Genomic DNA, 13,199 nt, shown 5'->3' on the forward strand with positions numbered 1-13,199 from the left:
TTCATTTTTCCAAAAGATTACCCGCCTATCTGGGACATCATCCGCGTCTGTTCTCCCCAGCCCTCTTCCTGCATGCTGTGCTGCTGCGGCTTGCTTACGATAGCTTCCCGGAAGATCTGGCCCAGCAGGTTGTCCGAAACACCCTTGCGCAAGGGGCCTCGAATATCGATTTCCCGGTTGGAATGGAGGCACGGGCGAAGTTTCCCTTCGGCGGTCAACCGTAACCGGTTGCAGAGGAGGCAAAAGTGTTTGGAGATCGCACTGATAAAACCGACTGTTCCCGACGCGTCAGGCAAGCTGGTGTACCGAGCCGGTCCACCGCCAGTGACTATCTTTTGGCCCGCTAAAATCAGCCCCGACGAAGCCAAAGTCTCCTCCATCTGTTCTACAGAGTAAAAGTGTCCACGAAAGCGTGAATCACCTTCACCGATAGGCATCAATTCGATGAACCGCACGTGAATGGGCAGCCCTTCTGTCAAGCGAGCGAAATCGGCGATCTCATCGTCATTGACGCCGCCCATGACGACAACGTTCAGTTTTACCGGATGGAGCCCTTCATCCAAGGCGGTTCTGATTCCCGCCCAAACGTCTTTCACCTGTCCGTTGCGACTGATGGCCTGAAAGCGTTCCGGCCGCATCGTATCGAGGCTGATGTTAACACGGTTCAAACCGGCCGCTTTCAAATCCCGGGCAAATTGGGGGAGCAATATTCCGTTCGTCGTCAGAGCCACGTCTTCGATACCGGGAATCGCTTTGATTCGAGCGACGAAGTCGACGATCCCTTTACGGACCAAAGGCTCACCGCCCGTCACTCGAACCCGCCGAATCCCTTCTGCGGCGGCAATGCGAATCAGATGTTCAAATTCCTCAAAGCGAAGGACCTCTTCATGGTCGACGAGAGGGATCCCCTGTTCCGGCATACAGTAAACACAGCGAAGGTTGCAGCGATCGGTGACAGAGACGCGTAAATAGTGTATATCTCGGGCAAAAGGGTCGATCATCTTTCGTCACCTCGTCTTTTGAAAGTTACAGCCGGTCATGTATTCTGCCGAGCAGCGGATGAGCAAAGGGGCTAGAAGCAGCCTAGTTCGCAGTGACGTATTTTTATTTTCAGTTCGTTCGCTAAGCGTCCGACAAGGTGATAGGGTACGGAAAACTGCTCTGCAATCGCCCGGGCTTGGCTGCATGTTAAACGGCTGTCTCTTACCGCACCAAGCATCGCTTGCCTTATTTCCTCGGCCTCGGCAAGGCTTGTCGAAACATCTAGATCATTGTTAACAGACACCACTCGTCCTCCTAACTTTTATCATAGCATATTACAAAATGCTTACATTTTCAAAATCTTTTGACCAGAATGTTCTTGTGATAATTTTATCACGGTGATTTTCTTCTGAAAAGACGAAACATTTTCCCCTGCACCGTCATAAAATGACGTGACTTGGCGGGAATAAGGTGATAGAGATGGAATGGGCTCTCGTTCTCAGCGGCGGCGGTTCACGCGGTGCCGCCCATATCGGTGTAATTCGAGCTTTAGAGGAAGAAGGCTTGCGACCACCTCTCGTGGTCGGTGTCAGTGCGGGCGCTTTCGCAGGTGCACTCTATGGTACGGGGCACTCTCCAGAAGACATGATCGATATCGCAAAAAAAGCAGCAAACCATTTTTTCTTCGACTTCGACTGGCGTTGGGTCTGGCAAGCGCTGATGGGCCTTTGGCATATGGTTCGAGGTCGGCCGAACGCTTCTATTTGGCCTGGCTTGCCCAGTGGAATTTTGCTCGGCCGCCAATTAGAAAAACTTTTTACAAACATCTGGGGAGATTGCACCTTCGATCATACCACTCCGCAGGTGGTCGTCACAGCGACCGACCTGATTACGGGGGCCTCCGTTTGTTTTACACCCCGAGATTTGATTCCGCAAAATCCGCTGCCATACCGGCGATTTGTAACCGGTATCCCCATCGCTAAAGCCGTACGGGCCAGCGTAAGCATACCGGGAGTCTTTCATCCCGTGCAAATTGACGACTTTTTTCTAGTCGACGGCGCTGTTCGAACGAATATGCCTACCGACCTAGCCCAATCCTTCGGAGCGAAAAAGGTCATCTGTGTAAATCTGCGGGATCCTGATCAACCGGCAGGGAAACCGAAAGACCTGCTCAATACGATGCTGCGTTCGATCGATATCCTGGGCTTTGAGGTCGATCTGTGTACCATCGTAAACAAAACGGACATCGTCATCGAGCCGCGTCTCGGTGCGATGGGCGCTTTTGACTTTGATGAGATTGAAGAAGCAGTAAAAGCCGGTTATATCGCAACACAAGCCGCTATCCCGGCGATTCGGGAGATCCTCCGCATTCCCGTTGGGAACGTGGAAAAAACAGAAGAGGTTGGAAATCACCCGATGGAAACAGCATCTTCGAAAATGTTGATTCGCTTTTGTTCGCGGCGCCCCCGGGAAAAATAGAAAAAAACAGAGCCGGTGTGAACCTTTTTATCGGTCCAGACCGGCTCTCTGTTTTTATGTTCGATTCGCTCCAGTTTATTTTCCGGAACTCTGCGTCGGCGAAAATTGTGTCCACTGCATCGGAGCCGATTCAGGCAGGTTGGACAAGCTTGGAGCTCCGCTATGGGTTGGGAAGGTCGGACTGTCCGAATAAGCAGCGATACCATGCTCGGCCAGATCCATGCCGTCTAATTCCTCTTCTACGGTGACACGAATTCCCACGGTCGCTTTGAGAGCAGAAAAGACAATGTAAGTGGCGATGAAGGCAAACAACGATACGCTGAGAACACCAAGAGCTTGTGTCCCGAGAAGTCCCCAGCCGCCGCCGTTGAGTAATCCTTTTTCGGAGTGGAAAAAGCCGACTGCCAGCACACCGAAGGTTCCACAGAACCCGTGAACAGCGACTGCACCGACCGGATCATCAGCACGCAGATGATCAACCCAGCCAACCGCTTCCACAACGAGCACACCGGCGATAGCTCCGATGATGACGGCAGAGACGGGACTCACGCTGGCACAGCCAGCGGTGATCGCCACCAGACCAGCCAGGCAGCCGTTGATGACCATACTCGGATCCGGTTTTCCCCACTTGAGGGTCGTATAAATGGCGCCGATGGTACCGCCAGCTGCAGCGGCTAAGTTCGTCGTGACGGCGATTCGAGCGATATTCATATCGAGGCCGGACAAGGAACTGCCTGGGTTAAAACCAAACCAGCCAAACCAGAGCATAAAAGCGCCCATGGCGGCCAAGGGAAGGTTGTGACCGGGGATTACATTGGGAGTTCCGTCCGCGTTAAATTTACCTGTTCGGGGTCCGAGAACGATGATCGCAGCCAAAGAAGCCCATCCGCCAACAGCGTGGACGGCGGCGCTTCCGGCGAAGTCGACCATGCCCATCTTCGCCAGCCAGCCTTCAGGGTTCCAGACCCAGTGACCTGCCATGGGATAAATAATGGCTGTTGCTAGAAAACTAAAAACGATATAGGGTGCAAACTTCATCCGCTCCGCTACGGCGCCAGAGACGATCGTCGCTACGGCGACTGCAAAAGCGGCTTGGAAAAGCCAGTACGCATAAAGGGGAATTTTCAAACCCAAGTGGGCAGCTTCGCCCTGTAGGAAAAAGTCACTGATGCCGATGATACCGGCTTTGTCCAGTCCGTACATGACCCCGAAACCGACGGCCCAGTAGCCCAGCATGCCGACTGTGCAATCCATAAAGACTTTCATGATGATATTAATGCTGTTTTTCGCCCGGATGAACCCTGCTTCCAGTGCTGCAAAACCGGCCTCCATAAAAAAGACGAGGGCCGCGGCCACTAGCACCCATACCGTATCGATGCCCATGGCCAGTTGATTCAATGACTGCTCCATCTTCATTCCTCCCTAAAACACTGTACCACTTTGATGAATCTGGGGCAAAAAACAAAAACACCCTCAGACCCGACCGACTGGCCGGATCTGAGGGCGTCTTTGCCCCTGTACCACTATACCTCTTCTGCCATTATAGATATGATTGGGGATTTTGACAACTGTTTTCTATGGATCAAGACAACTCTTTATAAAGCCTCCGGTCCCCGTTCGCCGGTCCGAATCCGCAGGGCATCTTCCATGGGGAACACAAATATTTTTCCGTCCCCTACTTGTCCGGTCCGTGCTGCTTCCGCGATACAGTTAAGAACCCTTTCCGCTTCTCCGTCAGACACGACCAATTCCAACTTAACTTTTGCACGTAATGTAATCGGGTATTCACAGCCCCGATAGTGGCCCACTTCACCTTTTTGCTGTCCACAGCCCATCACCTGAGTCAAGGTCATACCCCGGATACCGATGGCCTCGAGTCGCTTTTTCACAAGGTCAAGACGTTCCGGACGAAAGATTGCTTCAATCTTTTTCACTCTTTGTCACTCACTCTCTAGTTTCTAGACGTCGTAGGTAACGATGATGGCCTCTGCTACCGCTTTTACGCTCATGCGTTTGTTCATGGACTGTTTTTGCATGCGCCGAAAGGCTTCTTCTTCATTGATTCCGAGGTTTCGCATCAACAGACCCTTGGCTTTTTCTACTACTTTACGGGTCTCAAGCGTGTTTTTCAGCTTCTTAATCTCTTTCTCCAGTTTCACTACTTCCCGGTAGCGGCTGACTGCGAGGTCGATGACCGGCTGCAGTGCCGTTTCCTGGACCGGTTTGATCAAGTATGGAATCAGTGTGTCTGCTGTCCGGCTTCCATAACCGTCCCGGATTCCTCGTTCAAGTAGAAGTATGACCGGGCAGAGCCGCTCATCTTCGATTATATGGGCCACATGCTCCCCGTCTTTCATCGCCGATGACAGGGAGATAAATACCAGGTCGGGAGTCAGCCGTCGGATCATTTTCAGGGTTCCTAAGCCGTCATCAGCTTCACCGATGACAACTTGCCCCAAGGCGTGCAGCAGCTTCTTCAGTTCTGATCGTTGGAGTTCATCCGGTTCTCCGATAATGACGCGTAATCCATGCATTACCTAGCCCCCACCTTTATCTACACCGGAAAAAAATAACCGGATAGCATAATTATATTGTAAACGAGCGCCAGGACAAGCGTCAAAGGGTGGATTCCGTAAAAGAAACCCTTTCTCTTTTAATTTCTGTTCCCTGTTGCCTGAATGGTCAGATTTTAACAACTCGGCAGGAAACATGGCTTTACTGGCGAAAAACCTAGCGAAAAGATGTGGTTGATAGATCAATCTTTTTTGATCGGACAGACATGGAAGAGGTGGTCACTACGGAATCAACATTTTCTCCATCACTGATTCTCGTTCTCTCATTTTTCTTTGGGATCCTCGGCTCTTTGCTTGGCCTAGGGGGCGCGCTCTTTCTCACTCCAGTGCTGACCATTTTCATGGGGGTGCCTATCCATTATGCCATTGGAGCCGGTTTTATCTCCATTATCGCCACATCAAGCGGATCGGCAGCAGCATATGTTCGAGACCGGATTACGAACATACGAGTCGGTATGTTTTTAGAGATCGCGACTACCGTAGGGGCGATCACCGGGGCTTATATTTCCGGTTTGATCAGTTCACAACTGCTTTTCATCGTCTTCTCAGCCATGATGTTTTTCTCCGCCTTCATGATGTTCCGTAACCGAAATGTTGAATTCGTGGAAATGGCGGAGGAACATGCTTTAGCGAAAAGACTGGGACTGAGCGGAGAATATGTCGATAAAGCTCTCGGGCGAAACATTGTCTATAAGACCCAAAATCCGTTGCAAGGACTTGGGCTGATGTATGTAGCCGGAGTGTTGTCGGGCCTTCTCGGGATCGGCAACGGGGCCTTAAAAGTTCTGGCGATGGACCAAATCATGAAGATGCCTGTCAAAGTCTCCTCGGCGACAAGCAATTTTATGATGGGGGTTACAGCGGCGGCAAGTGCCGGCGTGTTTTTTGCCCGCGGCGATATCCATCCTGCCATCGCGGCTCCTGTCGCACTGGGGATGATGCTGGGCGCTACGACAGGGAGTCGAATCATGAATCGGCTGCGTGCGAAAACACTTCGCAAGATCTTTGTTCCGATCTTACTCCTTATCGCTGTCCAAATGCTGCTCAAAGGTCTGGAGGTCATGTGAGATGGGCGTAGATGAAAAGGTCCCCCGTGATTTAGAACTGTTGATCAGCAATACATTGCGCTTCGGACTTACCGCTTGCGGGATCATCACCTTAGCTGGGCTTTTGCTTCTCAACGTAGCTCCCAGTGGAATCTCTCCTCAATTTCCGACAACCTTATTCGGAATCTGGCAAGCTTTATTATCGCTGCAGCCTTACGGCATCATCGATTTGGGGCTGATCATACTCATCGTCACGCCTGTTTTTCGGGTGGCTACCTCTGTATTCGTGTTTCTGCGGGAACGGGATTATACATTCGTCGCGATTACACTTTTTGTACTCACGATGTTATTCGTCAGCTTTGTATTAGGTAAAGCAGGATAGCGCGAAAACCTTACAAGAAAGTCAACGATTATGGCCTTCGTTGTTACTCTTGAACCGCTGTATAAACCCTTATCGCATAAACCTATTTAAGTCAGCCTGCCCTGGTACATTCACCATAGGCAGGCTTTCTTTGTTTTAAAGGCCCTAGATTGGGGAAGCTGATGATGGATGATCGAAATTAAGCCTTATTGGTGTATTGTATACTTTTTTTCAAAGCAGGTAAACGAAGGGGAATCAGCAAACATATCTATCATTCAATCTACACGTAGGAGATTCGTTATGGACTATCTATTGCTCACACTCTCTGGTTTACTGGCTGGCAGCCTTGGGGCTCTGGTAGGAGTCGGCGGTGGGTTTATCGTCGTCCCGGTCTTGCTTATCGGGTTCGACTATCCCCATACCTGGACCGTGGCCACATCCCTCTCCTTTATCTTCATCAATTCCCTGATCAGCGCTTATAACTATTCACGGCAAAAACGTGTCGATTTTGCCACAGCCATTCCTTTTTCACTCAGTACAATCCCCGGCGCCGTGGCTGGTACTTATCTGGTCCCCTATTTTTCCGGTGAGGCTTTTGACAAGGCTTTTGGAATTTTGCTCATCTCTGTGTCTCTGTTCATGTTGTTTCGCCCCCAAGGCCAATCGAAAGATCGAACTCCCCACTGGATGGGACGTAAAGTGAGTCGAAAGTTTACCGATAGTCACGGCGTAACCCATGAATACAGCTTAAGTCTCGGTTTTGGCATCTTGCTCAGTTTCTTTGTGGGGTTTCTCTCGAGCATCTTCGGTATCGGCGGCGGGATTATCCATGTACCGGCTATGACCATGCTGATGGGTTTTCCACCTCACATCGCCACAGCTACATCTATGTTTATACTTACCGTATCTTCTTTTGCTGGAATGTTGCCCCACCTTATCCACGGGGATGTACAACTAGGTGCTTCTGCCGCATTGGCCCTAGGCGCTGTCGGCGGTGCGCAGATCGGTACTCATTTAGCGCCGCGCTTAAAGGGCAGACGGTTGATGCAAGTTTTTGCCGTCATCATGTTTTTTGTCGCCTTAAAACTGTTATGGCACTAATAAAAGGGATTTGAACGAAAAAGAGGAAACCTGCGCGCGGTTCCTCTTTTTCATTCATTATTCACTTACAACACTCTCGCCGCACCTTTGTAGATGAGCCCTCGTTCTGCATCAAGGGTTACGGTCATGTCATCATTCAAGACCTTTAAGGCTTCGTTGACCCCGACGATGACCGGAAGGTTGTAATTAAGGCCGACAATGGCACCGTGGGATGTGAGACCGCCTTCTACAGTGATAATACCACCGCATCGTTCAATCGCCTCGATATATTCCCGGTCAGTGCCTTGGGCCACGATGATATCGCCCGGCTTCACCTTAGCCAAGTCGGCCGTAGTTCGAATGATGCGAACAGTTCCGATAGAAGTCTTCTTGCCGATACCTGCACCTCGAGCGATCACCGTGCCCGCTACATGTACCTTTAAAAGGTTGGTTGTACCTGATACGCCCACGGGCACGCCGGCCGTCAGAACGATAAGATCGCCTGAGGTGATCCTTTTCTCTGCCAAGGCCTGATCGATAGCTTCACCCATCATCTCGTCAGTGCCTTCAACCATGCGAATTTTCATCGGTTCTACGCCCCAAACGACAGCCATTTGGCGCATCACAGTGTCTTCCGGCGTAGCCGCGATGATGGGACAATTGGGCCGGTACCGGGATACCATTCGGCCCGTCGAGCCGGATTTGGTCAAGGTGATAATAGCCTTGGCACCGAGATCGGAAGCGATCGAGCAGGTCGCATGGCTGATGGAATCGGTGATGGAGCCTAAGCCAGCCTTGCGATGCCGATCGAGTCCCTCCTCATGACGGAGCGCTTGTTCTGTACGCCTAGCGATACGTGCCATCATCTGTACCGCTTCAACAGGGTACTTTCCAGCAGCTGTCTCTCCGGAAAGCATGATCGCATCGGTACCGTCTAGGATGGCATTGGTCACGTCGGTCGCTTCGGCCCGGGTGGGACGAGGGTTTCGGATCATCGAATCGAGCATCTGGGTCGCTGTAATGACAGGCTTGCCGACGATATTGCATTTTTCAATGATCATCTTCTGAACGAGCGGTACGTCTTCCGTGGGAATGGCAACGCCTAAATCTCCCCGAGCGACCATAATCCCGTCGGACACCGCCAGGATTTCGTCGATATTATCTACGCCTTGATGATTCTCAATCTTGGCGATCAGTTGCATCGAAGCGCCCCGGTCTTCGAGGATTTTACGTATGCCTAAGACATCAGAGGCGTCCCGCACAAAGGAGATGGCTACAAAATCGATATTCTGCTTAATGCCAAATTCTAGGTCTTTTACTTCTTTTTCGCTGATGGCGGGCATGCGGAGCGCTACGCCGGGAACACTGACGCCTTTCCGGTTGCTCACATCGCCTCCGTTTTTGACAACGCACCGGATTTCATTGTTTTGTACGGATGTAACTTCCAATTCGATGTTTCCGTCGTCAATCAACACTCGGGCGCCCTTATGAATATCCTGCACCAATCCATGATAACTGACAGGCAACCGAGAGGCGGTGCCAGCCGTTCCATCGTCAGGGTATAGTATCACCTCGCTTCCCTCGACGAGGTTCACCTTTCCGCCCTCCACTTGACCTAAACGGATCTCCGGTCCTTTCGTATCGAGCAAAAGAGCGATCGGTTGTCCGGTCTGACGGGCTGCTTCTCGAACGACAGCGAGGCGGGATGCATGTTCTTCATAAGTGCCATGAGAAAAGTTGAGACGAGCCACCCGCATACCCGCCTCAATCATGGCGACCAATATGGATGGCTCGGAACTAGCCGGTCCAACGGTGCATACGATTTTTGTTCGTGGTGCCATGCTTTGGGGCTGAAGTTCTCCCTCAATCAGGGGATAGATCATAAGGGACCTCCTGCTTGAAGCGCCAAAGGGCGCCTTTTTTCCTTGCTTTCATTTCTTCAGCCTTTTACAGGCTTCCTTCCTAATTTGTTTAAGTTCTCTTAAAAATCATTTGCATGATACGGAAATTACCTTTTGGGTCCTTCTCGTCGAGCGGGGCTTCGAGTGACGATAAGGTAGACGAACCATGCAGCGCCGCCGATTAGGAACAAGGAACCCCATTTTTGATGGTAGCCAAAGAGCAAGGCTCCTAGCAGTAAGAGTATCGTCGCCGCTCCAATCTGGCCGCCGCGTACTTTTGCCCAGTTTTGATCGGAAAACACGTCATCTCACCTCGACGGTAGTTTTCCCCCAGGCTAAATAGACAGTATTCCTGCGAGTTGGTAGAGTTCTTGGTCGAGACCATGGCGCTCTGTCATGGCTTTATCGAGAGCGACTTCCACCAGTTCACCACGTCGAACGCCGAGCATGAGTCCGCTTTTACCCGCCAACAATAGATCAACAGCCCGTGAACCCATTTGCGAGGCCCAGATCCGGTCTGTGGCCGTCGGGCTGCCTCCTCGTTGGATATGCCCTAAGATGGTGACCCGCGTCTCCAGTCCAGTCTTCTGCTCAATTTGCTTACCTAACTCGACAGCGCTACCTACCCCTTCGGCCACTAAGATGATGGAGTGAAGTTTCCCTCGGTTATGGCCGCGCATCAACCGGGCGCAGACTACATCTACATCAAAAGGTACTTCTGGAACCAAGATGGACTCGGCTCCGCCGGCCAAACCGGAAAGCAAGGCGATATGTCCAGCTCTTCGCCCCATCACTTCGATCACGTTCGTGCGATCATGGGATGTAGCGGTGTCGCGAATCTTGTTGATGGCGTCGAGTACGGTGTTGACAGCGGTGTCGAAACCGATAGTGTAATCAGTTCCAGGGATGTCATTATCGATAGTCCCAGGGATACCGATGACCGAGATGCCGTGGCGCATGAGTGCTTGGGCGCCCCGGAATGATCCGTCTCCGCCGATCACCACGAGCCCATCGATGCCGGCTTCCTGCAGACGGCGAGCTCCTCGCTCTTGTCCTTCCGGCTCATAGAACTCTTTACAGCGGGCGGTACGCAATAGGGTTCCTCCCCGGTGGATGATATCCCCAACGGAGCCTAGATCCATAGGCTTCATTTCTCCGGCGAGAAGACCGGCATAGCCCCGCATGATTCCGGAGATTTTTACCTTTCGATAGATAGCCATCCGCACGACAGCCCGAACACAAGCATTCATGCCGGGCGCATCGCCGCCTGAGGTGAGCACTCCAATATGTTGAACCAACCCTATCCCTCCTGTGAAAACTAGCATTCTCGATTAGGGTATCCGAAAGGATTCTATTCCACAAGGAAAAATAAAAATCGCCACCTCTTCCAAAGAGAGATGGCGATCCAGATCATCACATATTATCAAAAGGCTTCTTGCGCTGTTTCGATGGTGTGCAGGCCTAGGTTGCGGTACTTTTCGTAGCGCTTCTGAACTAGTTCTTCCTTGGAAAGGGAGAGAAGTTGCTCCAGTTCGGCCGCAAAAGCGTCAGCTAGTTCTTTTGCGGTTCCAGCAGGGTTTCTATGGGCTCCGCCGGAAGGCTCAGGAACAATGCGGTCGATCAATTGCAATTCTTTCAGCCGTTCTGCCGTAATCCCCATAGCTGCTGCGGCTGTCGGCGCCAATCCGGCATCTTTGAAGAGGATCGATGCCGCCGATTCGGGAGATGCCACCGAGTAGACAGCATGTTCCATCATCATGACCCGGTCAGCCACACCGAGAGCCAAAGCGCCGCCGCTGCCGCCTTCACCGATAATGACAGAGATGATCGGTACAGGGAATCCAGCCATCTCGAAGAGGTTACGGGCGATAGCTTCCGCTTGGCCCCGTTCTTCGGCGCCAATTCCGCAGTAGGCGCCAGGTGTATCGATGAAGCAGAAGATAGGCCGGTTGAATTTGGCCGCCTGCCGCATGAGACGCAGTGCTTTGCGGTACCCTTCGGGGTGGGGCATGCCAAAGTTACGGTAGATATTTTCTTTGGTGTCTTTTCCTTTAACATGACCGATGACAGTGACCGGACGGCCTAGAAAACGGCCTACCCCGCCAAGGATCGCCGGATCATCACCGTAGAGACGATCGCCTTTTAATTCGAAGAAGTCTTGAATCATGAGGCGTATGTACTCGACAGTGTTGGGTCGATCAGGGTGACGAGCCAATTGGGCTTGCTGCCAAGGTGTCAGATCCCGGTAAATTTTCTGGCGAAGTTCTTCGGCCTTCATTTCCAGCGTGGCGATCTCACTGCTGAAGTCAAGTCCCTTTTCCTGGGAGAAGGTGCGAAGCTCGTTGATTTTTGTTTCCAGTTCAAATAACGGTTTTTCGAATTCCAACGGCAGTGCCATTAGTCATTCACCCCCCCAGCCATGGGCATATGCAATGAAAGCAGTGTAGCCAGTTGCGCTTTCATCTTCGGACGTTCAATGATGATGTCGACCATACCATGTTTTTGTAAAAACTCAGAACGCTGGAAACCAGCAGGAAGTTTCTGGCGAATCGTCTGTTCGATAACCCGTGGACCAGTAAAGCCGATCAAAGCTGCCGGTTCGGCAATGATCAGGTCGCCAAGCATGGCAAAGCTGGCCGTTACACCACCGGTAGTAGGATCGGTCAGTACAGAGAAAAAGGGCAGTCCTGCCTCAGAGAGACGAGTCAATGCAGCACTGGTTCGAGCCATCTGCATGAGCGACAATACGCCTTCTTGCATGCGTGCTCCGCCAGAAGCGGAGAAGAGAATGAGGGGCCAGCCCTTTTCCAAGGCTTTTTCGGCAGCACGAACGATCTTCTCACCGACAACGGCACCCATGGAGGCCATGATAAACCGGGAATCCATGGCACCGATGGCCACAGGGATGCCGTGAATATCGCCTTGTCCCGTGACGATCGCTTCCGCCATTGACGTATCACTCTGACACTTCTGAATTTTCTGGGCATAACCAGGGAAGCGGAGCGGATCTTTCGTGACCAGCTCCTTATCCCATTCAATAAAAGTACCCTCGTCGATCAGCGAGTCGATACGTTCCTGTGCTGTCATGCGATAATGGTATCCACATCTACATACTTTCAGGTTCTTTTCCAATTCTTTAACTAAAAAGATTTGTTGACACTGCTTGCACTTGACCCACAAGCCATCCATTTCTTTCATCGCGCCCCTTTTTTGCAAACTGGAACGGTATCGTTGTTTTCTTCCTACGCTGGAAAAGCAGCCAGCGGCGTGATGGGTGTTGTGGGCAAAACGCAGGGAGATGTATCTTTATCCTCCCAATGCCCCGCTTAGAATCTCATGGGCTTCTTCGGCTTCTGATTCCGGCACCAGGATCTCGACCGAACCGGAATCGCCAAGATGAGGCACCCCAACAGGTCGTAACATGACGAGGAGTCCTTCACTCGTCAGCACGTTTTTCAGCATTTCAGCAGTAGTGCGATTGGGTGCGATGTAAACAACAGTCCACAAAGGGTTTCACCTCTCTTGCGTTCCGGCTAGATTCCGGCTTCAATTTCTCCATGTTTGGTTAAGATACTGGCACGGCCACGGATCTTTATAGCCGATGTGTGTTCAGTAAATTGCGCAAAAAGGACTTCGCCTTTGTCCAGCTTTTCGGAGTGATGGAATTTCGTATCCTTCCCCCGTGTAAGTCCGATGATGGTTACTCCGTTTTCGAGTGCTTTGATGACGATGTAGTCGCCGCTGATTGCCATTTCCTTGTCCAACATGGGAACACACC

The 13,199-nt window shown here is 51.5% G+C and carries 16 protein-coding genes; 4 read left to right on the plus strand and 12 right to left on the minus strand.

Going from position 1 to position 13,199, the window contains the following annotated elements; all coding sequences use genetic code 11:
* Positions 1-17: 17 nt before the first annotated feature.
* Both moaA and H1S01_RS09685 read right to left on the minus strand, forming a co-directional pair.
* Positions 18-1,001, minus strand: a complete 984-nt coding sequence (gene moaA, locus H1S01_RS09680) for a GTP 3',8-cyclase MoaA (RefSeq protein ID WP_188040058.1) — start codon at positions 999-1,001, stop codon at positions 18-20.
* A gap of 71 nt (positions 1,002-1,072) precedes the next feature.
* A complete protein-coding gene (locus H1S01_RS09685) occupies positions 1,073-1,285 on the minus strand; it encodes a hypothetical protein (protein WP_188040182.1) in 213 nt (70 codons plus the stop codon).
* Between the two features lie 176 nt (positions 1,286-1,461).
* On the opposite strand from H1S01_RS09685, the gene H1S01_RS09690 reads away from it, so the two are divergent.
* Entirely contained in the window at positions 1,462-2,460 is a 999-nt protein-coding gene (locus H1S01_RS09690) for a patatin-like phospholipase family protein (protein ID WP_243237190.1), read from the plus strand.
* A gap of 75 nt (positions 2,461-2,535) precedes the next feature.
* Here H1S01_RS09690 and H1S01_RS09695 read toward each other — a convergent pair whose 3' ends face one another.
* From H1S01_RS09695 to H1S01_RS09705, 3 genes are all read right to left on the minus strand, one after another.
* Positions 2,536-3,870, minus strand: coding sequence for an ammonium transporter (locus H1S01_RS09695; protein WP_188040061.1), 1,335 nt, complete (start codon positions 3,868-3,870; stop codon positions 2,536-2,538).
* Positions 3,871-4,055: 185 nt separating this feature from the next.
* Complete coding sequence (locus H1S01_RS09700) at positions 4,056-4,394, minus strand: P-II family nitrogen regulator (protein WP_188040063.1); 339 nt, start codon at positions 4,392-4,394, stop codon at positions 4,056-4,058.
* 24 nt (positions 4,395-4,418) lie between these two features.
* Positions 4,419-4,994 carry an ANTAR domain-containing response regulator gene (locus tag H1S01_RS09705; protein ID WP_188040065.1) on the minus strand — a complete coding sequence of 192 codons (576 nt, stop codon included), beginning with the start codon at positions 4,992-4,994 and terminating at the stop codon, positions 4,419-4,421.
* Positions 4,995-5,239: 245 nt separating this feature from the next.
* On the opposite strand from H1S01_RS09705, the gene H1S01_RS09710 reads away from it, so the two are divergent.
* The 3 genes from H1S01_RS09710 to H1S01_RS09720 all read left to right on the plus strand — a co-directional run bounded on the left by H1S01_RS09710 (position 5,240) and on the right by H1S01_RS09720 (position 7,541).
* Positions 5,240-6,100: a sulfite exporter TauE/SafE family protein gene (locus H1S01_RS09710; protein WP_188040170.1), complete on the plus strand. Its 861-nt coding sequence runs from the start codon at positions 5,240-5,242 to the stop codon at positions 6,098-6,100.
* Between the two features lies 1 nt (position 6,101).
* Positions 6,102-6,461, plus strand: coding sequence for a DUF1634 domain-containing protein (locus tag H1S01_RS09715; RefSeq protein WP_188040067.1), 360 nt, complete (start codon positions 6,102-6,104; stop codon positions 6,459-6,461).
* Between the two features lie 279 nt (positions 6,462-6,740).
* Positions 6,741-7,541: a sulfite exporter TauE/SafE family protein gene (locus H1S01_RS09720; protein WP_188040069.1), complete on the plus strand. Its 801-nt coding sequence runs from the start codon at positions 6,741-6,743 to the stop codon at positions 7,539-7,541.
* A 65-nt stretch (positions 7,542-7,606) separates the two neighbouring features.
* Here the strand turns inward: H1S01_RS09720 and pyk are convergent, their stop codons facing one another.
* From pyk to mtrB, 7 genes are all read right to left on the minus strand, one after another.
* Positions 7,607-9,403, minus strand: a complete 1,797-nt coding sequence (gene pyk / locus H1S01_RS09725) for a pyruvate kinase (RefSeq protein WP_243237183.1) — start codon at positions 9,401-9,403, stop codon at positions 7,607-7,609.
* Positions 9,404-9,528: 125 nt separating this feature from the next.
* Positions 9,529-9,723, minus strand: a complete 195-nt coding sequence (locus tag H1S01_RS09730) for a hypothetical protein (RefSeq protein WP_188040071.1) — start codon at positions 9,721-9,723, stop codon at positions 9,529-9,531.
* Between the two features lie 33 nt (positions 9,724-9,756).
* A complete protein-coding gene (gene pfkA, locus H1S01_RS09735) occupies positions 9,757-10,746 on the minus strand; it encodes a 6-phosphofructokinase (RefSeq protein ID WP_188040073.1) in 990 nt (329 codons plus the stop codon).
* 98 nt (positions 10,747-10,844) lie between these two features.
* Positions 10,845-11,819 carry an acetyl-CoA carboxylase carboxyl transferase subunit alpha gene (gene accA, locus H1S01_RS09740; protein WP_188040075.1) on the minus strand — a complete coding sequence of 325 codons (975 nt, stop codon included), beginning with the start codon at positions 11,817-11,819 and terminating at the stop codon, positions 10,845-10,847.
* Positions 11,819-12,610, minus strand: coding sequence for an acetyl-CoA carboxylase, carboxyltransferase subunit beta (gene accD, locus H1S01_RS09745; RefSeq protein WP_423751923.1), 792 nt, complete (start codon positions 12,608-12,610; stop codon positions 11,819-11,821). Before accD ends, accA begins: the two co-directional genes overlap by 1 nt.
* Before the next feature lie 117 nt (positions 12,611-12,727).
* Positions 12,728-12,928: a putative signal transducing protein gene (locus H1S01_RS09750; RefSeq protein WP_155476216.1), complete on the minus strand. Its 201-nt coding sequence runs from the start codon at positions 12,926-12,928 to the stop codon at positions 12,728-12,730.
* 26 nt (positions 12,929-12,954) lie between these two features.
* The gene (gene mtrB / locus H1S01_RS09755; protein WP_155476217.1) at positions 12,955-13,188 is read right to left on the minus strand and encodes a trp RNA-binding attenuation protein MtrB; all 234 of its coding nucleotides are present in this window, start codon (positions 13,186-13,188) and stop codon (positions 12,955-12,957) included.
* Positions 13,189-13,199 lie beyond the last annotated feature (11 nt).

The organism is Heliobacterium chlorum (assembly GCF_014502795.1).
GTDB lineage: Bacteria > Bacillota > Desulfitobacteriia > Heliobacteriales > Heliobacteriaceae > Heliobacterium > Heliobacterium chlorum.

Coding starts and splice junctions, on each gene's coding strand:
- moaA (WP_188040058.1), bottom strand. CDS start 1,001: ATGATCGACCCTTTTGCCCGAGATATACACTATTTACGCGTCTCTGTC.
- H1S01_RS09690 (WP_243237190.1), top strand. CDS start 1,462: ATGGAATGGGCTCTCGTTCTCAGCGGCGGCGGTTCACGCGGTGCCGCC.
- H1S01_RS09695 (WP_188040061.1), bottom strand. CDS start 3,870: ATGGAGCAGTCATTGAATCAACTGGCCATGGGCATCGATACGGTATGG.
- H1S01_RS09705 (WP_188040065.1), bottom strand. CDS start 4,994: ATGCATGGATTACGCGTCATTATCGGAGAACCGGATGAACTCCAACGA.
- H1S01_RS09710 (WP_188040170.1), top strand. CDS start 5,240: ATGGAAGAGGTGGTCACTACGGAATCAACATTTTCTCCATCACTGATT.
- H1S01_RS09715 (WP_188040067.1), top strand. CDS start 6,102: ATGGGCGTAGATGAAAAGGTCCCCCGTGATTTAGAACTGTTGATCAGC.
- H1S01_RS09720 (WP_188040069.1), top strand. CDS start 6,741: ATGGACTATCTATTGCTCACACTCTCTGGTTTACTGGCTGGCAGCCTT.
- pyk (WP_243237183.1), bottom strand. CDS start 9,403: ATGATCTATCCCCTGATTGAGGGAGAACTTCAGCCCCAAAGCATGGCA.
- pfkA (WP_188040073.1), bottom strand. CDS start 10,746: ATGCTAGTTTTCACAGGAGGGATAGGGTTGGTTCAACATATTGGAGTG.
- accA (WP_188040075.1), bottom strand. CDS start 11,819: ATGGCACTGCCGTTGGAATTCGAAAAACCGTTATTTGAACTGGAAACA.
- accD (WP_423751923.1), bottom strand. CDS start 12,610: ATGGATGGCTTGTGGGTCAAGTGCAAGCAGTGTCAACAAATCTTTTTA.
- mtrB (WP_155476217.1), bottom strand. CDS start 13,188: ATGTTGGACAAGGAAATGGCAATCAGCGGCGACTACATCGTCATCAAA.